The sequence below is a fragment of the Bradyrhizobium sp. URHC0002 genome (genome assembly GCF_054059515.1).
In genome coordinates, this window is sequence record NZ_JBSSCF010000001.1 from 2962802 (window position 1) to 2984497 (window position 21696).

The 21696-nt window shown below is 63.7% G+C and carries 21 protein-coding genes; 9 read left to right on the forward strand and 12 right to left on the reverse strand.

Translation table 11 applies throughout. The features are described 5' to 3' along the window. Nucleotides 1-20: 20 nt before the first annotated feature. Complete coding sequence (locus tag ACVWVY_RS14265) at nt 21-1253, reverse strand: acyl-CoA dehydrogenase family protein (protein WP_456626949.1); 1233 nt, start codon at nt 1251-1253, stop codon at nt 21-23. A 123-nt stretch (nt 1254-1376) separates the two neighbouring features. Here ACVWVY_RS14265 and ACVWVY_RS14270 point away from each other — a divergent pair, with 123 nt between their 5' ends. Beyond that, the gene (locus ACVWVY_RS14270) at nt 1377-2282 is read left to right on the forward strand and encodes an alpha/beta fold hydrolase (RefSeq protein ID WP_456626950.1); all 906 of its coding nucleotides are present in this window, start codon (nt 1377-1379) and stop codon (nt 2280-2282) included. 156 nt (nt 2283-2438) lie between these two features. On the opposite strand, the gene ACVWVY_RS14275 is transcribed toward ACVWVY_RS14270, so the two are convergent. Further along, nucleotides 2439-2885, reverse strand: a complete 447-nt coding sequence (locus ACVWVY_RS14275; RefSeq protein ID WP_456626951.1) for a nucleoside deaminase — start codon at nt 2883-2885, stop codon at nt 2439-2441. 165 nt (nt 2886-3050) lie between these two features. On the opposite strand from ACVWVY_RS14275, the gene ACVWVY_RS14280 reads away from it, so the two are divergent. Both ACVWVY_RS14280 and rsmD read left to right on the forward strand, forming a co-directional pair. Next, nucleotides 3051-5234, forward strand: coding sequence for a pseudouridine synthase (locus ACVWVY_RS14280; protein ID WP_456626952.1), 2184 nt, complete (start codon nt 3051-3053; stop codon nt 5232-5234). A gap of 7 nt (nt 5235-5241) precedes the next feature. Then, nucleotides 5242-5796 (forward strand): 16S rRNA (guanine(966)-N(2))-methyltransferase RsmD, encoded by a 555-nt coding sequence (rsmD, locus tag ACVWVY_RS14285; RefSeq protein ID WP_456626953.1) that lies wholly within the window; start codon nt 5242-5244, stop codon nt 5794-5796. A gap of 151 nt (nt 5797-5947) precedes the next feature. Here rsmD and mutL read toward each other — a convergent pair whose 3' ends face one another. Continuing rightward, the gene (gene mutL / locus ACVWVY_RS14290) at nt 5948-7759 is read right to left on the reverse strand and encodes a DNA mismatch repair endonuclease MutL (RefSeq protein WP_456626954.1); all 1812 of its coding nucleotides are present in this window, start codon (nt 7757-7759) and stop codon (nt 5948-5950) included. Between the two features lie 239 nt (nt 7760-7998). Between mutL and ACVWVY_RS14295 the strand changes: the two genes are divergently transcribed. After that, entirely contained in the window at nt 7999-8316 is a 318-nt protein-coding gene (locus ACVWVY_RS14295; RefSeq protein ID WP_456626955.1) for a ribbon-helix-helix domain-containing protein, read from the forward strand. A 202-nt stretch (nt 8317-8518) separates the two neighbouring features. Then, the gene (locus tag ACVWVY_RS14300; protein ID WP_456626956.1) at nt 8519-11863 is read left to right on the forward strand and encodes an AAA family ATPase; all 3345 of its coding nucleotides are present in this window, start codon (nt 8519-8521) and stop codon (nt 11861-11863) included. A gap of 169 nt (nt 11864-12032) precedes the next feature. Here the strand turns inward: ACVWVY_RS14300 and ACVWVY_RS14305 are convergent, their stop codons facing one another. Genes ACVWVY_RS14305 through ACVWVY_RS14320 form a run of 4 tightly spaced genes read right to left on the reverse strand, consistent with a single transcriptional unit; the run spans nt 12033 to nt 14936 of the window. Beyond that, nucleotides 12033-13601 (reverse strand): GMC family oxidoreductase, encoded by a 1569-nt coding sequence (locus ACVWVY_RS14305; RefSeq protein ID WP_456626957.1) that lies wholly within the window; start codon nt 13599-13601, stop codon nt 12033-12035. A gap of 37 nt (nt 13602-13638) precedes the next feature. Further along, on the reverse strand, nt 13639-14187 hold the full coding sequence (locus tag ACVWVY_RS14310) for a gluconate 2-dehydrogenase subunit 3 family protein (RefSeq protein ID WP_456626958.1): 549 nt from the start codon (nt 14185-14187) through the stop codon (nt 13639-13641). A gap of 32 nt (nt 14188-14219) precedes the next feature. After that, complete coding sequence (locus tag ACVWVY_RS14315; RefSeq protein ID WP_456626959.1) at nt 14220-14615, reverse strand: VOC family protein; 396 nt, start codon at nt 14613-14615, stop codon at nt 14220-14222. Next, nucleotides 14616-14936 carry a c-type cytochrome gene (locus ACVWVY_RS14320; RefSeq protein ID WP_456632209.1) on the reverse strand — a complete coding sequence of 107 codons (321 nt, stop codon included), beginning with the start codon at nt 14934-14936 and terminating at the stop codon, nt 14616-14618. A gap of 477 nt (nt 14937-15413) precedes the next feature. Between ACVWVY_RS14320 and ACVWVY_RS14325 the strand changes: the two genes are divergently transcribed. From ACVWVY_RS14325 to ACVWVY_RS14340, 4 genes are all read left to right on the forward strand, one after another. Continuing rightward, a complete protein-coding gene (locus ACVWVY_RS14325) occupies nt 15414-15698 on the forward strand; it encodes a hypothetical protein (protein WP_456626960.1) in 285 nt (94 codons plus the stop codon). 183 nt (nt 15699-15881) lie between these two features. Further along, a complete protein-coding gene (locus ACVWVY_RS14330) occupies nt 15882-16088 on the forward strand; it encodes a YgaP family membrane protein (RefSeq protein ID WP_456626961.1) in 207 nt (68 codons plus the stop codon). Next, nucleotides 16085-16618, forward strand: coding sequence for an RNA polymerase sigma factor (locus ACVWVY_RS14335; RefSeq protein ID WP_456626962.1), 534 nt, complete (start codon nt 16085-16087; stop codon nt 16616-16618). The genes ACVWVY_RS14330 and ACVWVY_RS14335 overlap by 4 nt, the downstream gene beginning before the upstream one ends. 26 nt (nt 16619-16644) lie before the next feature. Continuing rightward, the gene (locus ACVWVY_RS14340; protein ID WP_456626963.1) at nt 16645-16851 is read left to right on the forward strand and encodes a hypothetical protein; all 207 of its coding nucleotides are present in this window, start codon (nt 16645-16647) and stop codon (nt 16849-16851) included. A gap of 4 nt (nt 16852-16855) precedes the next feature. Here the strand turns inward: ACVWVY_RS14340 and arfB are convergent, their stop codons facing one another. The 5 genes from arfB to lspA all read right to left on the reverse strand — a co-directional run bounded on the left by arfB (nt 16856) and on the right by lspA (nt 21685). Beyond that, nucleotides 16856-17275, reverse strand: a complete 420-nt coding sequence (gene arfB, locus ACVWVY_RS14345) for an alternative ribosome rescue aminoacyl-tRNA hydrolase ArfB (RefSeq protein WP_456626964.1) — start codon at nt 17273-17275, stop codon at nt 16856-16858. A gap of 158 nt (nt 17276-17433) precedes the next feature. Next, nucleotides 17434-18879, reverse strand: coding sequence for a M16 family metallopeptidase (locus ACVWVY_RS14350; protein WP_456626965.1), 1446 nt, complete (start codon nt 18877-18879; stop codon nt 17434-17436). Further along, the gene (locus ACVWVY_RS14355) at nt 18801-20192 is read right to left on the reverse strand and encodes a M16 family metallopeptidase (RefSeq protein ID WP_456626966.1); all 1392 of its coding nucleotides are present in this window, start codon (nt 20190-20192) and stop codon (nt 18801-18803) included. The genes ACVWVY_RS14350 and ACVWVY_RS14355 overlap by 79 nt, the downstream gene beginning before the upstream one ends. 167 nt (nt 20193-20359) lie before the next feature. Further along, nucleotides 20360-21073: a hypothetical protein gene (locus tag ACVWVY_RS14360; protein WP_456626967.1), complete on the reverse strand. Its 714-nt coding sequence runs from the start codon at nt 21071-21073 to the stop codon at nt 20360-20362. Between the two features lie 93 nt (nt 21074-21166). Then, complete coding sequence (gene lspA, locus ACVWVY_RS14365) at nt 21167-21685, reverse strand: signal peptidase II (protein WP_456626968.1); 519 nt, start codon at nt 21683-21685, stop codon at nt 21167-21169. Nucleotides 21686-21696 lie beyond the last annotated feature (11 nt).

Consider the following 21696-nt stretch of genomic DNA (forward strand, 5'->3'; position numbering starts at 1 on the left):
CCCTTGCCCACCCTACGAAGTCAGAGCAGATCCCCGCCGGCCGCACTTGCCGTGGTGCCGTGTTCGCGGAACGCCTTGATGACGTTCTTGCCGATCTTCCACTTGTGTACTTCATCCGGACCGTCGACCAGCCGCTGCGAACGAACCTGGGTGTACCATTTGGCGAGCGGCGTATCCTGGCTGAAGCCGAGCGCGCCGTGGAGCTGGATCGCGGTGTCGATCACCTTGTGCACCATATGCGCATGGAAGATCTTTGCGATCGAGTTCTCCTGGCGGATATCGAGGCCCTTCTCCGCCTTGTAGGCGATATGGAGCAGCATCAAGCGGCCGATATAGAGTTCGCTGGCGCAATCGGCGAGCATGAACTGCACCGCCTGCCGGTCGGCGAGCAACTGGCCGAAGGTCGATCGCTTGGTGACGTGGGCGGCCGCCATGTCGAGCGCGCGTTGCGCCTTGGCGACGTTGTGCATGCCGTGGCGAAGGCGGCCATAGGCGAGGCGGTGCTGGCCCATCGCAAACCCGTTGCCCTCACCGCCGACCAGATTGTCGGCCGGCACTTTCAGATCCCTGATCTCGATTTCGGAGTGGCCACCGTGCAGCACCTCGTCATGCGGTCCCTCGATCGCCATGTTGGCGACGTTGCGCTTGATCTTGTAGCCGGGGTTCGGCAGTTCGACGAGGAAGGTCGAATACTGCTTGTGACGCGGCGCGTTGGGATCGGTCTTGGCCATGACAAGCGCCATGTCGGCGACACTGGCTGAGGACGAGAACCACTTCTCGCCGTTGAGGATGTAGTTCTCGTTGCCGTCCTTTACCGCCGTGGTCTGCATGCCGGTGGCGTCGGCGCCGGCGGCCTTTTCCGTCATCGAGAAGCAGATGCGCTTGTCGCCGTTGAGCAGGGGTTTTAGGAACTTTTCCTTCTGATATTCCGTGCCGTGGGCGAGGATCGTCATCATCGAGGCGTCGTCGGGCCCCTGCGTGTTCATCGAGAGTGCGCCCAGCATGCTTTCGCCGAGCTCCATCTGCACCAGCGCGTTGGCCAGCGGACCGAGGCCCATGCCGCCATATTCCTTCGGCACCCACGGGCACCACAGGCCGCGCGCGCGGGCCTTGGCCCGCAGCGGGTCGAGCACTTCGGCGAGCGGCTTGGTGTCGAGTTCCTTCTCCGCGGGGATGCATTCGTCATGCACCCATTGGCGGACTTTTTCGCGGATTGCCTTGGCTTCGGCCGGGATTTCGAAATCGATCGACATCTGACGGTTTCCTCGGTTCTTGTTCCTGTTGGTCGGGCTTGAGGAATGGCATAAACCTGCGGTCTGCCAGCGGCAACGGCAAACAAAGTTTGAAGCAACACCACGGCCGCCAGAGGAGCATCCATGTCCGATCTTGCCGATCTGTTTCCCGGATACGCCTCCGAATGGATCAACACCTCGTCGGGCCGCATCTTTGCCCGCGTCGGCGGCAAGGGTCCGCCACTGCTGCTGCTGCACGGATTTTCGTCGACGCATGTGATGTGGCATCCGGTCGCGCCGCAGCTTGCAGACCGGTTCACGCTGATCATTGCCGATCTGCCGGGCTATGGCTGGTCGGACATGCCCCGCAGCGACGACAACCACACGCCCTACACCAAGCGCGCGATGGCGAAGGTCATGGTGGAGGCGATGGAGCAGCTCGGCCACGTGCATTTCGCGCTCGCCGGTCACGATCGCGGCGGACGCGTGTCGTACCGGCTGGCGCTCGATCATCCGGGCCGGCTGTCGAAACTCGCGGTGCTCGATATCGCGCCGACCTATGACTACTGGGAGAAACTGAATCGGCTCTCCGCGCTGAAGATCTACCATTGGGCGTTTCTGGCGCAGCCATGCCCGCTGCCGGAGACGCTGATCGCAAGCAATGGAGAATTCTTCCTCAGATACAAGATGGCGAGCCAGACAAAATCGAAGACGCTCGACGCGATTGATCCACGCGCGCTGGAACATTATCTGGCGCCATTCCGCGATCCCGCCCGCTTGCACGCGATGTGCGAGGACTACCGCGCCGGCGCCTATGCCGATTACGAGATCGACAAGGCGGATTTCGACGCCGGAAAGAAGATCACGATCCCGATGCTGGCGCTGTGGGGCGATGCCGGCGTTGCGGCTGCTGCGGCGACGCCGCTCGATACCTGGAAGAAATGGGCGACCAATGTCAGGGGAGCGCCGGTGGATTCCGGGCATTTTCTGACGGAGGAGAATCCGGACGTGACGGCGAAGTTGCTCAGGGAGTTTTTTCTGGCCGGTTAGGCCGCACACAACTCGTCATACCCGCGAAGGCGGGTATCCAGTACGCCGTGACCTCTCGGTCGATCACTGCCGTCTCTGGAATACTGGATCATCCGCCCCAGTGCGCAATTGCGCACAAGGCGGATGATGACAGCGGAGTGCTTGGCAGCAGCGCGCCTACCGCCTCACCTTGAAAAATTCCCTGAGCAGCGTCGCCGCTTCGGTCTCGCCGACGGCCGAATAAACCTCCGGCACGTGGTGGCAGGTCGGCTGGGCAAAGAACCGCACCCCGGAATCCACCGCGCCGCCCTTGGGATCGGCCGCGCCGTAATAGAGCCGCCGGATCCGGGCGAACGAAATCGCGCCCGCGCACATGGTACAGGGCTCCAGGGTGACATAGAGGTCGCAATCGACCAGCCGCTCGGTGCCGACGGCCTCGGCTGCCTGCCGGATCGCCAGGATTTCGGCGTGCGCGGTCGGGTCGCGGTCGGTCAGCGTCCGGTTGCCGGCCATGGCGATGACCTCGTAACCCCTGACGATGACGCATCCGATCGGAACTTCGCCGGCTTTTCCGGCGCTTTCGGCCGTTTTCAGCGCCAAATCCATGAAAGAAGGGGCAGTCATGCCTCGTATCATCGGAAGAAACCTGCTACTAGCTGCGCCTTCAGCAAACGTGGATGCCGGTTTTGCGTGAGAATGCGCCTTGAGCGAAGCGCGCGCGCGTTACCGCTTTGACAGCCTATCCGCATCCGCCTGATAGCCATTTCATCTGTACCCGAGAGACCATTCATGCCCCGCGACAACGACAAAAACAACGATTCCCGCGGCCGGCGGGACCGGCCCGGCGGTGGCAAGGGTCGCTCCGGGGCGGCGAGGGGGCCGGAGAAGAAGTTCGCCAAGCGCGGGTTTGCCGGCAAGGGAGACGGCGAAAAGCGCGACGGCGAGCGGCGTCCCTATGCCGGGAAGTCCGACGGCGCGAAGTCGTTTGGCAAGAAGCCCTATTCCGGCGGCGGAAAACCTTACGCCGGCAAGCGCGATGGCGACGATCGTCCGCCGCGCCGGGACTTTGGCGACGCACCGCGCCCGCGCGGCGACAGGCCGTTTGCCGGACGTCCGTCACGCGGTGACGATGGTGAAAAGCGTTCGTTCAAGCCGCGTGAAGACCGTGGCGGTGGCGACAAGCGCCCGTTCAAGCCACGCGGCGACCGTCCGAATTTCAATCGCGACGATGCGCGTCCGGCTGGACGTTTTTCCGACAGGAAATTTGGCGACAAGAAGCCCTATACCCCGCGAGAGGGTGGCGGCGAGAAGCGGCCCTACACGCCGCGCGGCGAAGGTTTTCGTAGAGACGGCGACCGCCCGCGTGGTGATAGGCCCTTCAGCGCCCGCCCCCCGCGCGATGGCGATCGTCCCCGCGGCGATCGGCCCTTTAGTGCCCGGCCGTCGCGTGATGGTGATCGCCCCCGTGGTGATAGGCCCGAGAGAAAGTTTGGTGGCGACAAGAAATTCTCGCGCGGCGCTGCGGATCGCAAGAGCGACCGCGGCGACCGGGGGCCGCGAAAGGATTTTGGTGACCGTCCCGATCGTGGTCGGGACCGCGGCGATTCAAAGCCGTGGCAGAAGCGCGAGGATCGCGGCGAACGCGATTCCCGTCCCGCCCGTGACGGTGCGCGCAATTTCGACAAGCCGCGCTTTGATCGATCCCGCGATGACCGCGGCGGCGAGGAGCGTCCGCGCTTTTCGCGTTCGCGCGAGGATCGCCCGAAGTTCGACCGTCCCCGCGAGAGGCCGGCTGGCCGCACCGATTGGCAGGAGCATCCGCGCAGCGAAGCCGGTGACGATCGGCCGCGTCGCGAGAACGAGGACGACAGCAAGATTTTTGCAAAACGTCCGGCGTTCGGCGGCCGTGGTGCTTACCGTGAGCGCAAAACCGAATTCGAAAAGCGCGATCCGCAGCCGCCCAAGGTCAAGAAATCCGGCGAGCGCATCGCCAAGGTGGTCGCCCGCGCCGGCCTGGCCTCGCGCCGCGATGCCGAGGAATGGATCACGCAGGGCCGCGTCACCGTCAACGGCCGCGTCATCAATTCACCGGCGCTCGACGTCACCGCCAACGACACCATCGCCGTCGACGGCAAGGTGTTGCCGCCGCGCGAGCGCACGCGGCTGTTCATGTACCACAAGCCGCGCGGCCTGATGACCACACATGCCGACCCCGAGGGACGGCCGACGGTGTTCGACAATCTTCCCGAGGGCCTGCCGCGGCTGATCTCGATCGGCCGGCTCGACTTCAACACCGAGGGGCTATTGCTGCTGACCAACGATGGCGGCCTCGCACGCGCGCTCGAACTGCCCGACACCGGCTGGCTGCGGCGCTATCGCGTCCGCGCCCATGGTGACGTCACGCAGGCGCAGCTCGATGAACTCAAGAAGGGCGTCGAGGTCGATGGCGTCAAATACGGCTCGATCGATGCGACGCTGGAGCGCGACCAGGGCGCCAATGTCTGGCTGGTGTTTGCGATCCGCGAAGGCAAGAATCGCGAGGTCCGCAACGTCATGGCCCATCTCGGCCTCGAGGTGAACCGGCTGATCCGCGTCTCCTACGGGCCGTTCCAACTGGGCGAACTGGCCGAGGGCCAGGTCGAGGAGGTCAAGACCCGCGTGTTGCGCGAGCAACTCGGCGAGAAGATCGCAACGCTCGCCGGCGCCGATTTCAATCGGCCGATGCCAGGCGAAAAATCTGACGAAAAGTCCGACGACGAAGCGACGGACGCGCCGCGCGGCAAGAAGCCGTTCAAGCCGGCCGGGAAAAGCGCGCTGATCGCGGACCGCAAGGGCCGCCGCGTGCTGGTGCAGCGCACCGGCAGCGAGGAGGCCCGCGCCCGCAACGAGGAAGAGGCCAACGGCTACGGCCCGCCGCGCCGTCCCCAGCGTGGCTATCACGGCAAGCGCGATCTGACGCCGCGGGACGAGTAGTTGGACGATGCGTGTCGTCGGTGGACGATTGAAGGGCCGTAATCTGGCTTCGCCCTCCTCGCAGGCGATCCGCCCGACGGCGGATCGCTTACGCGAATCCGTGTTCAACATCCTGATCCACGCCTACGACAACCCGATCGATGGCGCGCGCGTGCTCGACCTGTTCGCCGGCACCGGGGCGCTTGGCATCGAAGCAGTGTCGCGCGGCTCCGGCTTTACGCTGTTCGTCGACAATGGCGCCGAAGCGCGTGCGCTGTTGCGTAACAATGTCGAGGCGCTGGGCTTGGGCGGGGTGACAAAGGTCTATCGTCGCGACGCCACCAATCTCGGCCCGGCGCATCCGATGGAGCCGTTTTCGCTGGCCTTTCTCGATCCGCCCTATGGAAAGGGCCTTGCGGAGAAGGCGCTGGCCTCGCTGCGCGATGGCGGCTGGCTGACGCCGGGTGCATTGCTGGTGGTCGAGGAGGCGAAGGCGGCGGCGTTTGCGGCGCCCGATGGTTTCGAGGAACTTGAGCGGCGCGCGTATGACGATACGGAGTTCGTGTTTCTGCGGGGCCGGTGACCGGTGCTCGCTCAATCACAACCGTCGTCGCCCGGCTTGACCGGGCGATCCAGTACGCTGCGGCCTATCGGTTCAATCGCTACCGTCTCTGGAATACTGGATCGCCCGCCTTCGCGGGCGATGACGGTTGGGTGTGCGGAAACGCTTTCGTTTACCGCCGCCCGAACAGCTTCTCGATATCGCTCAACTTCAATTCCACATAAGTGGGCCGGCCGTGGTTGCACTGGCCGGAATTCGGCGTGTCTTCCATCTCGCGCAGCAGCGCGTTCATCTCTTCCGGCTTGAGGCGGCGGCCGGCGCGGACCGAACCGTGGCAGGCCATGGTGGCGGCGACGTGCATCAGGCGGCGCTCCAGCGGCAACGCCTCGTCCCATTCGGTCATGTGTTCGGCGAGATCGCGCAGCAGCGCCGCTGCATTGGCCTTGCCGAGCAGCGACGGCGTCTCGCGCACCGCGACCGCGCCGGGGCCGAAAGAGTCGATCGCGAGCCCGAAGGAGCAGAGTTCCTCGGCGCGGTCCAGCAGCTTCTCGACCGTCGCCTCATCCAGCTCGACGATTTCGGGGATCAGCAATATCTGCCGCTGCACGCCATTCTTCGCCAGCGATGCCTTCAGCCTCTCATAGACGATGCGCTCATGCGCGGCGTGCTGGTCCACCACGATCAGGCCGTCGCGGGTCTGCGACACGATATAGGTCTCGTGGATCTGCGTCCGCGCGGCGCCCAGCGGACGGTCGAGCAGGTCGGCGGAGGGCTGCGCCTCGAAGCGCACGTCGGCGGTGGGCGTACCGACATTGAAGGCGGCCTGATCAGCTTCAGCAAGCGCAGATGCCGCCGCACTACCAAACGAAGGCGCGGGGCTTACGGGATAGGCCGGCGAACTGCGCCAGTCCCAGTTGGTCGGGCGCGGCGCAAAGGAGGGACGAAATGCCGATAATGCCGCGCCGTCGGTATTGGCGGCGGTACGTCGGCCCTCGCGGGCGAGGCCATCCTTCAGCGCGTGGACGATCAGCGCGCGAACGAGGCCGGCGTTGCGAAACCGCACCTCGGTCTTGGCCGGATGCACATTGGCATCGACCTCCTGCGGATCTGTCGTCACGAACAGCGCCACAACGGGATGGCGGTCGCGCGGCAGGTAATCCGAATAGGCCGCGCGCACCGCGCCGAGAATGAGCTTGTCGCGCACCGGGCGGCCATTGACGAACAGATATTGCCCGAGCGCGTTGGCGCGCGTCAGGGACGGCGCGGCGGCAAAGCCTTCGACCACGACGCCTTCGCGCTCGGCGCGCACATCGATGGCGCTGGAACGGAAATCGTGGCCCAGGATATCGCCGAGCCGCGTCAGCCGCCCCGCCGCGCCGGGCAGCGCAGCGGCCCAGGTCACCGGCGCGCGTTCCTCGCCGGCGAGCGTAAAGGCGATATCGGGCCGCGCCATCGCCAGCCGCCGCACCACTTCGCGGATCGCTTCGGCCTCGGTGCGGTCGGTCTTGAGGAACTTCAGCCGGGCAGGCGTCGCGTAAAAGAGATCGCTGACCTCGACGCGGGTGCCTTGCGACAACGCCGCCGGCATGATCTGCGATTTTAGGCCGCCTTCGACCGACAGCGACCAGGCATGCGGCTCGCTGGCGTGCCGCGTGGTGATGCCGAGCTTCGCCACCGCGCCGATCGAGGGTAAGGCTTCGCCGCGAAAGCCCAGCGTGCGAATACGTAGCAAATCCTCGTCGTCGAGCTTGGAGGTGGCGTGGCGGTCGACGGCGAGCGCAAGGTCGCTATGGGTCATGCCGCTGCCGTCGTCGGTGATCCCGATCCGCCGCCGGCCGCCGCCATCGGTGAAGATGTCGACACGGCTGGCGCCGGCATCGATGGCGTTTTCGACCAGTTCCTTGACCACGCTCGCGGGACGTTCGACCACCTCGCCGGCGGCGATGCGGTTGACGACCTGTTCGGGGAGCTGGCGGACGGGCATGGGGACGGGGGCTTGAACGTAGATTCGAGGCTGGACCGCCATTGTAGGCGCTCGGGGTGGCAAATGCATGGGAAGAAGCCGAAACAATGCCCGGCTGGGGATGAGTGTAGACTATCGCCTTGAAGATGCTCAGGTTCGTTCTCGGCGGGCCGCCGCGACTTGAGGTTGGACTTGGGATTGTGAGGCCGCGTGGTCAGGTATATCGTTTAGAAAAATTATAAACTGACCGGAGGAACCCTATGTGCAGTCTGTTCGCGCACCAGCCTCAACGCGACTATGAATCGCAGACCCGGTCGCTGCGGATGGGTGGCCATTCCACCTCGATACGGCTGGAGATGTCGTTCTGGGATACGCTTGAGGAGATCGCGGCCAAGGAGGGCATGAGCCTCGCCAAGTTCCTTACCACGCTGCACGACGAGGTCCTCGACCACCACGGCGAGGTCAAGAATTTTGCCTCGCTGCTGCGGTGCTCCTGCCTGATCTATCGCGCCAAGAGCGCTGTTCCCATTCCGGAATTTCGCGGCGATACTGCCGCCATCCTCGACGCGGCCGAATAAAATTTCCGATCAAAAGGAAAGCGGTTTTGCCCTTCCCGGACCCAGCCGCTTCCGTTTTTGGGAACCGCTTCCGGTAGCAAGTTCTCAACCGAGAACAAGCTAGTTCCCAAGCCCGTGATGGTAGTATGGTTCTTGTCTGCAAGTGAGCCCCACTAACGCGCCTTAAGGACGTGCATTACGAGGCGCAGGGGGACGCGCCAACATGGACGTCGCGGTTTGGCTGCGGAGCCTTGGCCTCGAACGATACGAGGCGGCATTCCGCGAGAACGAGATAAACGAGCGGGTCCTCCCGAGCCTCACGCAGGAGGACCTGAAGGAAATCGGCGTTGGTCCTGTCGGTCACCGCCGGATGCTCCTGGAAGCTATCGCTGCGCTGCGAGCAGATACGGGCGACAACGCGCCTTCTGCTAACTTGGCGGTCGTGTCCAGTGCCCCGAACGTCTCTCCCGAAGACCGCGCGGAGCGTCGCCAAGTTACAGTGATGTTCTCAGACCTGGTTGGCTCGACTGCACTATCGGCGCGCATGGATCCAGAAGATTTGCGGGAGCTGATCTCCTCATATCAGAAGTCCGTCGCGGAGACCGTGGGTCGCTTTGGGGGCTTCGTTGCGAAGTACATGGGCGATGGGGTGCTGATCTATTTCGGCTATCCTCAGGCTCACGAGGACGATGCCGAGCGAGCCGTGCGCGCTGGGCTGGAACTGATCGCAGCCATACGAGATCTAAAGACCCACGCGACCCTGCAGACACGTGTCGGGATAGCGACGGGACTGGTGGTCGTCGGCAACCTGGTAGGGTCGGGTGCCTCGCAGGAGCAAGGAATCGTCGGCGACACCCCGAACCTGGCGGCCCGCCTGCAGGGCGCTGCCGAGCCGAACAGCGTGGTGGTTGCTGAAGGTACACGCAAGCTATTGGGCAGCTTGTTCGAGCTTCAGGATCTTGGGCTACAGGAACTCAAGGGTATCTCGTCGCCTACGCGAGCCTGGGCGGCACTGCGGCCAGCTTCGGTGGAAGGCCGTTTCGACGCAATGCATGCGAGCGGCCTGACGGATCTCGTTGGGCGGGAAGAAGAACTCGACTTGCTGCTGCGGCGCTGGTCGAAAGCCAAATCCGGCGATGGACAGATTGTGTTGCTGTCCGGCGAGGCAGGCATCGGCAAGTCTCGGCTGACGGCAGCACTGCTTGAACGTCTAGCTGCCGAGCCGCACACGCGCTTGCGTTATTTCTGCTCCCCACAGCACACCGACACCGTACTCTATCCCGTCATCAGCCAGTTGGAGCGGGCTGCTCGACTTGCCCATGATGACACCGCGCAGGCCAAGCTCGACAAACTCGATACCCTGCTGGCGCAAAGTTCCACGCCGCGAGAGGATGTGGTGCTTTTTGCCGAAATGTTGTCGCTGCCGAACGACGGACGCCACCCCACGCTCGAACTAGCCCCGCAGCAACGCCGACAACACACACTTGAAGCACTCAGGTCGCGAATCGAGGCGTTGGCCGAACGAAGTCCCGTGCTGATGGTCTTCGAGGATGTGCACTGGGCCGATCCCACCTCGCTTGAACTTTTCGAGCTAATTGTCGAGCGGGCGTCGAGCTTACCGCTTCTGGCAATCGTCACCTTCCGACCGGAATTCGTGCCACCATGGGTCAGCCGTGCGCAGGTGACGCTGATCAGCCTCAATCGCCTTCCACGCCGGCTCTCCGCTGCGATGATCGCGCACGTCACCGGCGGCAAGGCCTTGCCACAGGAAATTGCCGACCAGATCACCAATCGGACTGATGGCGTACCGCTGTTCATCGAGGAACTGACCAAGGCAGTGGTCGAGAGCGGCTTGGTTGTGGAATGCGGCGACCGATATTTGGTGACGGGTCCGGTAACGCCGCTGGCGATCCCGACATCGCTACAGGCGTCGCTCCTGGCGCGGCTTGATCACTTGGCGCCAGCGCGCGACGTGGCACAGATCGCCGCTGCTCTCGGACGTCAGTTCTCCCACGAGCTGATCAGAGCCGTCGCCCCAATGCCGCGGAAGCAACTGGACGACGCCTTAGCGCAGCTCGTGTGCGCCGAATTGATCTTCCGGCGCGGCGTGCCTCCCCAAGCGGAATACACCTTCAAGCACTCACTAGTGCAGGATGCCGCCTACGGCACGTTGCTGCGCAGCCGGCGCCAGCAGCTGCACGCCCGTATCGCCGCGACGCTTGAAGGCCAATTCCCGGAGGTCGTGGTTACCCGGCCCGCGCTGCTTGCCCGGCACTGCGCCGAGGCCGGGCTGGTGGAGAAGGCGGTCGCTTATTGGCTCAAAGCCGGTAGGCAAGCGATGGCGGGATCTGCGATGACGGAAGCGGTCGCCCAGTTGCGGAAAGGGTTGGACGTGCTAACCAGTCTGCCGGACGGCCCTCGGCGCCGGCAACAAGAGCTTGACCTTTTACTCGCGCTTAGACCGGCGCTGGCTTTCACAAAAGGTCTTTCGGCGCCCGATGTAGGCGAGACCATCGCGCGAGCACGCGCACTGGCCGAACAGCTAAATCTACCCGAGTACCTCCTGCGGCTAAGCTTTGGCCAATGGGCGTTTCATTTGGGCCGATCCGAACACAAGCTGGCGCTGTCGCTTGCCGAGCAGATCGAAAAAATCGCCGAGGCGCAGAACGATGTGAGCGCGCAATTGCGGGGTCGCCGCGCAAAGGGGATGACCCACCTCCATCTCGGAGATTTCGTTGCCGCCCGCGCGCTCCTGGATCAGTGTCATGGCCTTGCTGATGCGCATCGCGGCATCGGTGCGGGACTGGCCGAAGATCCCTACGCTACGATGCTCGGGTACCTCGCCGTGACGTTGGCCCACCTAGGCTACATCGATCAATCACGGGTGCGGATGGAGGAGGCTTTCACAGAAACACGACGGCTCAGGCATGCCCAAACGCTAACTGTCGTGCTCATTTTTGCGAATTGGACCGGCTGGATCACCCGCTCACCTGAGGTGGACCGGTATGCCGAGGAACTTCTAGCTATATCGACCGAGCACCGTTTTCCGTTTCATTTCGGTTGGGCAACAGCGTTCCACGGAGCGTCGTTGACCGCGCGCGGCCAGGCACACGAAGGCCTCACGCTGCTCACACAGGGGCTGGAAGCATTACGTGCTACCGGAGCTGTGATGAATACGTCGATTGTGCTTATGTGGCTCGCCGAGGCCCACGCAATGGTCGGGCAGCCGTCCGATGGACTGAATTGCCTCGCCGAGGCGGAACGGATCATCGATACAACCAACGAACGGTGCTACGAGGCAGGGTTGCATCGATTGCGCGGCGATTTGCTGAATGCCATATGCGATCCATCCGCGGCCGAGCGAAGCTATCATCAGGCACTTACGGTAGCGAAGCTGCAGTGCGCAAAGCTCTTGGAATTGCAGGCATCGCTCAGCTTGGCGCGCCTCTGGTGCAAACAGAACAGGCGCGGCGAAGCCCATGATCTTCTCGCGCCGATCTACGGCTGGTTCACTGAAGGCTTCGACATGCCTGATCTGAAGGAGGCGAAGGCGCTGCTGGAGGAGTAATGCCCTAGCCGAGATGCAGTGGGGTTGGAACTAGAGCCCGGTTCTGACTAAATCAGAACCGGGCTCTGGCTTTTTTTTGTTTGACGCGTTTTCAACTGCAGATAAGTCCACGCAATCTGCGTAAACTTGATTGCTATGCGAACCGGTGCCCACTTCGCTCGAAAACGCTCTATATCTCCTTGCGCTGCATCGCACCGGCGATGTGGTCCGCCTGCCGGATCGCCAGCGAGACGATGGTCAGCGTCGGATTGCAGGCGGCGCCGGTGGTGAACTGGCTGCCGTCGGAGACGAACAGGTTCTTGACGTCGTGGGCCTGGCCGAACTTGTTCACAACGCCATCCCTGGGCTTCTCGCTCATCCTGTTCGTGCCGAGGTTATGCGTGCTCGGATAGGGCGGCGTCGGATAGGTCACGGTGGCGCCGACGGCCTCGTAGACGGCGGCCCCCTGCTTGTAGGCATGGTCGCGCATCGCGACGTCGTTGGGATGATCATCGAAATGCACGCTCGCCACCGGCATGCCGAACTTGTCCTTGGCTTTCGGATCGAGCGTGATGCGGTTGGATTCCTGCGGCATGTCCTCGCCGACCAGCCACATGCCGGCCATCCGCGGATACGACTCCATCGCTGACGTGAAGGAGCGTCCCCATGCGCCGGGATTCAGGAACGCCGCCATGAAGGGCACGCCGATCGACAGCGTCTCCATCTCATAGCCGCCGACGAAGCCGCGTTTGGGGTCGTTCTTCGCCTCGTCGCGGATGATGCCGGCCATGGTGGTGCCGCGATACATGTGCACCGACTTCTCGAACGCCGCGTACACGCTGCCGGTCATGTGCCGCATATAGTTGCGGCCGACCTGCCCGGACGAGTTGGCAAGGCCGTCCGGGAACATGGTCGAGGCGCTGTTGAGCAACAGCCGCGGGCTCTCGATCGAGTTGCCCGCGACCGCCACCACACGCGCCTTCTGGCGCTGCATCGCGCCGCTCTGGTCGGCATAGACCACGCCCGTTACCTTGCCGGAGGCGTCGTGCTCGATCTTGATCACCATGCTGTTGGGGCGCACCTCGAGATTTCCGGTCGCCTCGCCCTTTGGGATTTCAGTATAGAGCGTGGACCATTTCGCACCCGACTTGCAGCCCTGGAAGCAGAAGCCGATCTGCTGGCAGGCGCCACGCCCGTCGCGTGGTTCACTGTTGATCGCCATGTTGCCGGTGTGCACGCTCTTGTAGCCGAGTTTTTTCGCGCCGGCTTCCAGCACCTTGAAATTGTTGCTGCCGGGCAGCCCCGGAATGCCGTTGGTGCGGGTGACGCCCATCTTGTCCTCGGCCTTGGCGTACCATGGCTCCATCTCGGCGAGCGTGATCGGCCAATCCAGCAGATTGGCGCCGGGGATGTTGCCGTAGGTGGTCTTGTCCTTGAACTCGTGTTCGTCGAAGCGCAGCGAGGCGCCGGCCCAGTGCGTGGTCGAACCGCCGACCGCCTTCACGATCCACGCCGGAAGGTTCGGAAAATCCTTTGCGACGCGCCAGCTTCCCGATGTGGTGCGCATGTCGGACCACGCGAGCTGGGTAAAGCTCTCCCATTCATCGTTGACGAAGTCCTGCAGTTCGATGCGCGAGCCGGCTTCAAGGATCACGACCTTGACGCCCTTTTGCGCAAGCTCGTTGCCGAGCGTTCCACCGCCCGCGCCGGAGCCGACGATCACGACCACGCCGCCGTCATTCAAATCGAATTTTGCCATGCTGAATTCCTCCCTGCTGTTCGTTGACCGCGGCTGTTCACGCCTTCGGGAGCCAGTCGATGTCGGCGAAGCCGCGCTTGATGTAGCCGCCGTGCTCGGCGGAGGAGCCCTCGTAGCCGAACTTCGGCCAAACCTCTTTCTGGTTGTAAAGGGAGACGATGAGATCGCCGCGGATATTCTGGAAGAAGACGGACTGCTCGATGCGCTGCAGCAACGCGACGCGATCATTTTCCCACGCCACCTGGGCGTAAGGCACCTTGTGGCGATCGTTGGCGTCCTGATCCAGGCGCGCGACGCCGTCATTGATCAGCGCCTTTGTAGCCGGATCTTTCGCCGCCTTGCCGTCCCACGGCTTGATGGCGGTGATGTAGTAGCTGTCGCCCAGGAAGTCGTGCGGATAGATGTCGCGCGCGACCTTCACCAGCGTCTTGAGCGTCGCCGGCGTCAGCGTGGTGGCGTCGTCGGCCCAGGCGTCGCTGACAGCAAGGCCCGCGCTGGTCGCGATCGCGACGGTTGGCACCGCCGTGGCCGCGCCCTTCAGGAAGACGCGACGGTCATATTGGCTTCGACGATCGACTTCTCTCATTGTGTCCTCCATTAAATGCTTGTTGCTTGCGATTAACCGAAGCGGCCACCTCGTTGAATCACTTCGATCTTGTAGCCATCGGGATCGGCGACGAAGAAGAAGCGCGCGAGCGTCCTGCCGTCATGCTTGAAGTCGCGCAGCGGCCCGGGCGCGAGATCTTCGCGCGAAAATCTCGCGTGTTCGGCGTCGACATCATCGACAACGACGGCAAGATGGCCGTAGCCGTCACCCAGCGCGTAGGGTTCCTTGCGATCGAAATTGACGGTGAGTTCCACCTCGAACGGCGAGGACGAATGACGCAGGTAGATCAGCGCGAAATCCGCAAACTTGAGATGGTCGGCGACCTCAAGCCCGAAGGCGCGTGCGTAGAAGTCCAGCGACTTCGCCTCGTCGAACACGCGGATCATCGAGTGAACGGGCTTTGCCATTCAGTTCAGCTCCTTCAGATAGGCGATGATGGCGGCGCGGGTTTCCGCCTTGGGCTGGCGGTAGGCCATGTTGGAGCCCGGGACTGTCGCCTGAGGATTGGTGAGATAGGCATCAAGCCTGGTGTCGTCCCAGACGAAGTCGGCCTTGGCGAAACCGGCGGAGTAGTGGAAGCCATCCGCCTTGCCCGCCGGCCTGCCGACGACCTTGAACAGCGACGGACCCTGGCGGGCCGGGTCGGACAGGTTGCTGGTGTGGCAGGTCGCGCATTGCTGCTTGAACAGCGTCGCCCCATCAGGTGGCTTGGCGGCAGGCAGCGGCATCTGCGCGCTTGCCATGGTCACAACAAGCAGCGCGGCGCAAAATCCCAACCCGATTGCCCGTGTCGTGCGCAGCTTCGTCATGTGCTTCACCGTTGACGTGCGCAGACTGTAGGTCGCGGAAAATAGGCGGTGGTAGTAGCGGGCTGTTTCACGACAGAACAAAAGCAGTTGGGCTCAAATCGCAGGTGCGAAGATCCATCGCCTGCGATCTGAAAGCGGTGCCGGGTAGATGGCGTGAGAGCGTTCTTGTGGAACTTTCGTCAACGGATGCACGCAGGGTTCCCGCCGCATATGCGGTCGGCCCGTGGCCAAGGATTCGCAAAATGACCCCGAAATCCCTGCACGATCACCACACGGCGCGGCTTGCATGGCGAGCGCGTCGTTCGCGACATGAGTGATCTGGCGATGAGCGTGCTCGGCCCGAACGGCGCTGAAGGACCCGAAATGCTTGTCGTCAACAAAACCTTGGAGAATTGGATGAAGCTAGTGAAAACCTCGGCGATCGCGGTTGCAATCTCGGCCCTGCTTGCCGGCCCGGTACTGGCGCAAGGCGCCTCATCCGGTACGCAGACCCGCGGCGGCGCGCAGGGCAAAACCCAGATGCAGGGCGGCGCGTCGGGCAGCATCGACGAGGATGCGCCGGCTGGCGCCGCCAGCCAACGGGCAGGCGCGAAGACCGGCATGAAGGGCACCGTCGGAGCCGGCAGCGGCGCGCCCAAGGTGACGGGCGGGCCAGCCACCCCCCCGGCGAACAGCCGATAGGCACCCCCGGGAGGAAAGCCCGTCTCCTCCGTCGGGTTGCTCCCCCACCAGAACTCCGGCCTCCATCGGTGGCCGGAGTTTTTTTGTGTTTTGGCCTGATATCCGCGAACCGAAAGCCCGGCTGGACGGCTCTATCGGGGGAGAACGCGTTGAAGTTCTCTCACTGAACCAAAGGGAGCTGTTATGTTTTATCGCAAGAATTTGCCGGGCTGGGAGCGGGCGATGCGGGTGGTCGGGGGCGCGGCGATGGTGGCGTGCGGGCTTCTTGGTCTCTCCGGCATGCCAATTGGCTATCTGATCGCCGGCGCCGGGGTGGTTACCGCCTTGACCGGATTTGTCGGATTCTGTCCGATGTGCGCCATGGTCGGCCGAAAGCTTTCTTCGTCATGACGGCATTGACGCGAACCGGGCGCTGGCCACCCGGGCTGGTCGATGCCGCGCGCTGCGGGGACGAGAAGGCCCTGTTGTCGCTGATTTCGGCGGCGCAGCCCGATGTCCGACGCTACGCCGCGCGCAATTGCCGGGCGGCTGACGTCGACGATGCGGTCCAGGAAACCCTGCTGCTGTTGTACCGGCGGATCGGTACGCTGCGGGCGGTGAGTTCATTTTCGGCGTGGCTGTTCGCGGTCGCAAGGCGCGCCTGCCACCGTCTGCTGCGCATGTCGATCGGACTCCCCGACGACTTGCCTGATGCAGTGGAAGCCCGTCTGGCGCATTTGCGTCCCGAGGACATTCGGATCGATCTCAGCCGGGCCATCCAGTCCCTGCCCGAGCACTATCGCGAAGTCATCCTGCTGCGCGACATCGAAGAGATGTCGATCGATGAGATCGCGGGCGCCCTTGGTCTGACACGCGAGAGCGCCAAGGCCCGCCTTCACCGCGCGCGGATCATGATCCGCGAATATCTGATCCGCGACTGACGCCCATCCAGCCGGAGTAAAGAATCATGTTTGCGAGCAATACGCTCCTCGAACACAGTTTGCGCGGCGTTGTCGGAATAGGGACGCTTTGGTATGCCGTCACGATCGCCGCGACCCATCCATTGGGGTCGCTCGCGCTGGGCGTCCTTGCGCTGCTCGCGTTTCGCGGTTGTCCGATTTGCTGGGCGATTGGTCTGGTCGAAACCGCCAGCCAGCGGTGGCGCGGCCGGTAGATTCTCAATCGTCGAAGCGCGCGGTGTTGCGCTTCGCCTTGACGTCGCTGCGGCGCTTCTTGCCTTCCAGCCGCCGCTGCTTCGAGCCGAAGGTCGGCTTGGTGGCGCGCCGTGGGACCGGCCTTACCATGGCTTCGCGCAGTATTTCGAGCAGGCGGTCGATGGCATCGGCGCGGTTGCGTTCCTGGGTGCGGAAGCGCTGGGCGTGGATCACGATCACGCCTTCCTTGGTCATGCGCTGGCCGGCAATCCGGTTCAGTCGCAGGCTTGCGTCCTCCGGCAGCGTGATCTTGCGCGTATCGAAACGGAGCTGGGCTGCGGTCGAAAGCTTGTTGACGTTCTGCCCGCCCGGGCCGGAGGCGCGGACGAAGCCGATCTCGATATCGTTTTCATCGATCGTGAGGTCGCGGGAAACCCGCAGCATGGCGTTCACCGAAAGTCGTCATGCCCGGACCTTCCCGGGCATCCACGTCTTATCAGTGTCTAAAGGGAAAAACACGTGGAGGGCCGGGAGCGCAGACAGTTTACGTAGCCTGCGCAGGGCAGGCTACGGTGCCCGGCCATGACGGCGAAGGGCGAAGCCTAGTTCGCCTTCGGCGGTGCCGCCACCGGCTGGGCGGCGGCTTGCGGGGCGCGGCCGACGATGACGGTGAGCAGGCCCTGGCCCCACAGCTTCTGCGCGGCCTTTTTAGCGTCCTCGAGCGTCACGGCGTCGACGAGGGCATTGCGCTTTTCGATGTAATCGATCGGCAACTTGTCGAGCTGGTACTGCAGCAGCGCCTGCGCGAGCTTCGAAGAGGTATCGAGCGCCAGCATCTGCGAGCCCTTGAGGTAGGACTTGGCCTCGTCCAGTTCCTTCTGGGTCGGGCCTTCCTCGGCGATACGGCGGATTTCCTTCTCGATGGCGTCGACGGTCTCGCCGGCGCGGTCAGCACGGGTGCCGGTATTGCCGATGAACAGGGCAGAGCGATCCATCCAGAGCAGGGATTCATAGACCGAATAGGCGAGGCCGCGCTTTTCGCGCACCTCCTTGTAGAGCCGCGACGACAATCCGCCGCCGCCAAGGATGTGGTTCACGACATAGGCGGCCATGAAATTCGGATCGTGGCGGCGAATGCCGGGGCCGCCGAACGTCACCACCGTCTGCGGCACGTCGAGCGGCACGAACGCGCGCTGCGGCGGCTTGGTGGCCTCGACCTCGGCGATCGCCGTCAGGCTGGCCTTGGCCGGCAATCCGCCGAATGTCTTGTCCAGCAGCTTGCCGAGCGTGTCGGCATCGACATCGCCGACCACGGCGATGCGCAAGCTATCCTTGGCGATCACGCGGCGAACGTAATCCTTCATGTCGGGGACGTCGATCTTCGGCACGCTGTCGAGCGTGCCGTTGGCCTGCCTGCCATAGGGATGATCGCCGAACGCCAATTCGAGAAATTTGCGGCTCGCCAGCGAGGTCGGGTTGGTGCTGTCGCGGCGCAATCCGGAGAGCACCTGCGCGCGAATGCGCTCGACGTCGGTGGTGTCGAAATGCGGCGAGGTCAGCGCCAGATGCAGGAGGTCGAAGGCCTCGTCCTTGTTGTCCTTGAGCATGCGGAGCGAGCCGCGGAAGTGGTCCCGGGTCGACGAGAAGCTCAGTTCGATGGCGCGGCGCTCGAGGCGCTCGTGAAACGTTTTGGAATCGAGATCGCCGGAGCCCTCGTCAAGCAGGCCGGCGACCATGTTGCCGACGCCGGATTTGCCCGATGGGTCCTCGGCGGCGCCGCCGCCGAAGGCATATTCCATCGCGATCAGGGGCACGGTGGCGTCCTGCACGAACCAAGCCTCGATACCGCCAGGCGAGACCAGCCGCTGGATCTTTGCCGCGGCGTGCGACGGTGTCGCCGCCAGCAACAGCAGCACGGCGCCGGTGATCAGGCCGAATGTGAGGCGCTGCGCGCCGATCGAAAGACGGATCACGAGCGCTTCTCCTCGCGTTTCGGGGCGGCATCCTTGATCAGATAGCCGGTTACCGAGCGGTTCTTGTCGAGCCATTTCTGCGCGGCATCGCGGACCTGTTCGGCGGTAACGGCGCGAATCCGGTCCGGCCAGCTCCTGATGTCGTCGATCGAAAGCCCTGTCGTCAGCGCGCCGCCATACCAGCGCGCCAGCGTGGCCTGATTGTCCTGGGCGTAGATCGCTTCCGCAATCAACTGGGTCTTGACCCGCTCGAGATCCTCGGCGCGGGCGGGATTCTGGATGACGTCCGCAATCACGCCGTCGATCGCCTGCTCTACTTGCGAAAACTCCACGCCGTGCTTTGGCGAAACCGAGATCGAGAACTGCGAAGGATCCAGCGAAGTGCCCTGGTAACCGGCGCCGGCGCTGACCGCGAGCGGACGGTCGATCACCAGCGCGCGGTAGAGATAGGAGTTGGAGCCGCCGCCCATCAATTGCGCCAGCACGTCGAGCGCGGGACCTTCGCCGGCAGCAGCGGTCGTGGAGGAGGGGACGAGATAATAGCGCCGCAGGCCGGTCTGTTCGACGCGCGGATCGGACAGCGTCACCGTGCGCGGCGCGGCGGGCACCGGCTCCTGCGGACGGACGCGATGCGCGGCAATGGCCGGCTGGGCGGGAATGCCGCCGTAGGCCTTTTCCACCATCGGGCGGACTTCCTTGGCGTCGACGTCGCCCGCGATCACCAGGATCGCGTTGTTCGGTGCGTAGAAGCGCTTGTAGAACGCCAGCGCATCCTCGCGGTCGAGCTTCTCGATCTCCTGGCGCCAGCCGATGATCGGCCGGCCATAGGGATGGTTGAGATACAGCGCCGCCATGATCTGCTCGCTCAACCGTGCGTCCGGATTGTTGGCGACGCGCATGTTGAATTCTTCCAGCACGACGTCGCGCTCGGGCAGTACGTTCTCATCCTTGAGAATGAGGCCGGTCATGCGGTCGGCCTCGAACTCCATCATTTTCGCCAGATGCTCGCGTGGCACGCGCTGGAAATAGCCGGTGTAGTCGAGCGAGGTGAAGGCGTTTTCGTTGCCGCCGATCCGCAGCACGGTCTGGGAGAATTCACCGGCGGGATGTTTGGCCGTCCCCTTGAACATCAGATGTTCGAGAAAGTGCGCCAGTCCCGATTTACCCGGCGTCTCGTCGGCGGAGCCGACCTTGTACCAGATCATCTGCGTGACGACGGGCGTGCGGTGATCCGGGATCACGACCACCTGCAAACCGTTGTCGAGGGTGAAGCTGGCGGGACGTTCCGACGTGACGGTGGTCTGAGCGAATGCGCTGCCGGCGGAGAAAGCGAACGTCGAGATGAAGGCTGCAACGAGAGAGGCGGCAAAACGGTGTGAGGACATCATGACCTATCTGGCGCGCATGCCGCAAAACGGGAAACTGGTCCTGCGACAGGAATTCGCGCAAACGTTAAACGTTAGAATTAGCCCGACAAAGCCGTTCGGGATCAAGCCGCCGCACCGTACACCGCGCTCGCGCCAACAATCGTCACGAAGGCGAGAGATCAGCTTAACTAATCGTTATATTTCCCGGCGGCCGGGTTGTATTCCTTGTTGAGCGATTCCTTCGGTCCGGTGCCGTAGGCAAAGTTCGACGACGGCGTCTGGTAGCCGGGCGGAGGCTGGGTCAGCGCATCCCGCGTCGGCTCGCCCTTGAACGGGGCCGTCTCGGTCTTGCTGCCGCCGAACAGGCTGCTGAAGCCACCGCTAAAGCCGAGCTCGGAAGGACTCAGGATCGGATTGTTGGCCGAGGTGCCGGGTTGCACCGGATCGTTGTCTTTGCGGGCCGGCGCCACGGTCTTGCCCACCGCGAGTTCGGCCGGCGTCAGGAGGCGCGACGCCCCACCCGGGTCCTTGTTCTCTTTCTTGCGCGCCGCGACGGTCGCCTTGCGGCGCTGCTCGTCGGGATCCTTGGGCCAGTTCGGCGTCTTCACTTCGGCTGCAGTTGCGGCCGGCGGCGGCAAATCGAGCTTGGGGGGAACCACCAGGGGTGAACGCTCGCGGTACTCGATGCCGCGGTTTTCCATGTTGGTGCCGCCGAGGCCGCGCATGATACCTTCGATGATCTTTTCCTCGAAGGTCTTGTCGTCCTCGTCCTCGTCATCGGCCGCGCGCAGGGGGCCGGCGGCCATCACGAGGCCTATGCCGAGGGCGATGGCAGCAAGCCGCAGGGCCCGGCTCAGCGAGCTGGTCTGCAGCATCCAGAAGCGGGCTTTGGTCTCGCGCATCGCGCTGTTCCCATTCACAATTTCTGCAACACGCAGGGGCCGGCCTTGAGGAGCGTAATAACCCCATACCGCAGCGGTTCGTATCGACCGGGATCAGGGCGCTTTTGCGGCGGGTACCCCCAGGAAGGAATCATACAATAGGCCCGCTACCCCGGCAACAATGGCCACATCCGCAAGGTTAAACACGTACCAATTGAAGGTTTTGCCCCCGATCTCGATATGGAACAGGGCGAAATCGACCACCGCGCCATGCAGGAAGCGGTCGATGCCGTTGCCGACCGCGCCGCCGATGATCAGGCCGAGCGCCAGCGTCGCCAGGAGCGTGCTGGAGCGCGCCATCCAGATCCCGAGCACGATCACGGCGATCGCCTTGATCGCCATCAGGGCCACCTGGGCGAGCTGATTATCGGTCTGGAACCAGCCAAAGCTGATCCCGACATTCCAGGCCAGCACCAGATCGAAGAACGGCGTGACCCTGACCGCGCCGCGAGTGGCGAGGTCGAACACGTAGAGCAGCCACAGCTTCGAGGCCTGGTCGATCACCAGCACTGCGATCGCGGCAATGACGCCGGCGCGGAGATGAGGGGTTCGCGCGCTTTCGAGGCCAGACACTTATCTGGCCT

What these genes read in the sequence shown, in the direction of transcription:
- ACVWVY_RS14310 (WP_456626958.1), bottom strand. Translation starts at nt 14,187, where the DNA reads ATGAGAGAAGTCGATCGTCGAAGCCAATATGACCGTCGCGTCTTCCTG.
- mutL (WP_456626954.1), bottom strand. Translation starts at nt 7,759, where the DNA reads ATGCCCGTCCGCCAGCTCCCCGAACAGGTCGTCAACCGCATCGCCGCC.
- ACVWVY_RS14350 (WP_456626965.1), bottom strand. Translation starts at nt 18,879, where the DNA reads ATGGCTCGACAAGAACCGCTCGGTAACCGGCTATCTGATCAAGGATGC.
- ACVWVY_RS14265 (WP_456626949.1), bottom strand. Translation starts at nt 1,253, where the DNA reads ATGTCGATCGATTTCGAAATCCCGGCCGAAGCCAAGGCAATCCGCGAA.
- ACVWVY_RS14305 (WP_456626957.1), bottom strand. Translation starts at nt 13,601, where the DNA reads ATGGCAAAATTCGATTTGAATGACGGCGGCGTGGTCGTGATCGTCGGC.
- ACVWVY_RS14340 (WP_456626963.1), top strand. Translation starts at nt 16,645, where the DNA reads ATGTTTGCGAGCAATACGCTCCTCGAACACAGTTTGCGCGGCGTTGTC.
- ACVWVY_RS14360 (WP_456626967.1), bottom strand. Translation starts at nt 21,073, where the DNA reads ATGCGCGAGACCAAAGCCCGCTTCTGGATGCTGCAGACCAGCTCGCTG.
- ACVWVY_RS14355 (WP_456626966.1), bottom strand. Translation starts at nt 20,192, where the DNA reads ATGATGTCCTCACACCGTTTTGCCGCCTCTCTCGTTGCAGCCTTCATC.
- ACVWVY_RS14270 (WP_456626950.1), top strand. Translation starts at nt 1,377, where the DNA reads ATGTCCGATCTTGCCGATCTGTTTCCCGGATACGCCTCCGAATGGATC.
- ACVWVY_RS14320 (WP_456632209.1), bottom strand. Translation starts at nt 14,936, where the DNA reads ATGCCGCTGCCTGCCGCCAAGCCACCTGATGGGGCGACGCTGTTCAAG.
- rsmD (WP_456626953.1), top strand. Translation starts at nt 5,242, where the DNA reads ATGCGTGTCGTCGGTGGACGATTGAAGGGCCGTAATCTGGCTTCGCCC.
- ACVWVY_RS14295 (WP_456626955.1), top strand. Translation starts at nt 7,999, where the DNA reads ATGTGCAGTCTGTTCGCGCACCAGCCTCAACGCGACTATGAATCGCAG.
- ACVWVY_RS14280 (WP_456626952.1), top strand. Translation starts at nt 3,051, where the DNA reads ATGCCCCGCGACAACGACAAAAACAACGATTCCCGCGGCCGGCGGGAC.
- arfB (WP_456626964.1), bottom strand. Translation starts at nt 17,275, where the DNA reads ATGCTGCGGGTTTCCCGCGACCTCACGATCGATGAAAACGATATCGAG.
- ACVWVY_RS14325 (WP_456626960.1), top strand. Translation starts at nt 15,414, where the DNA reads ATGAAGCTAGTGAAAACCTCGGCGATCGCGGTTGCAATCTCGGCCCTG.
- ACVWVY_RS14330 (WP_456626961.1), top strand. Translation starts at nt 15,882, where the DNA reads ATGTTTTATCGCAAGAATTTGCCGGGCTGGGAGCGGGCGATGCGGGTG.
- ACVWVY_RS14315 (WP_456626959.1), bottom strand. Translation starts at nt 14,615, where the DNA reads ATGGCAAAGCCCGTTCACTCGATGATCCGCGTGTTCGACGAGGCGAAG.
- ACVWVY_RS14335 (WP_456626962.1), top strand. Translation starts at nt 16,085, where the DNA reads ATGACGGCATTGACGCGAACCGGGCGCTGGCCACCCGGGCTGGTCGAT.
- ACVWVY_RS14300 (WP_456626956.1), top strand. Translation starts at nt 8,519, where the DNA reads ATGGACGTCGCGGTTTGGCTGCGGAGCCTTGGCCTCGAACGATACGAG.
- ACVWVY_RS14275 (WP_456626951.1), bottom strand. Translation starts at nt 2,885, where the DNA reads ATGACTGCCCCTTCTTTCATGGATTTGGCGCTGAAAACGGCCGAAAGC.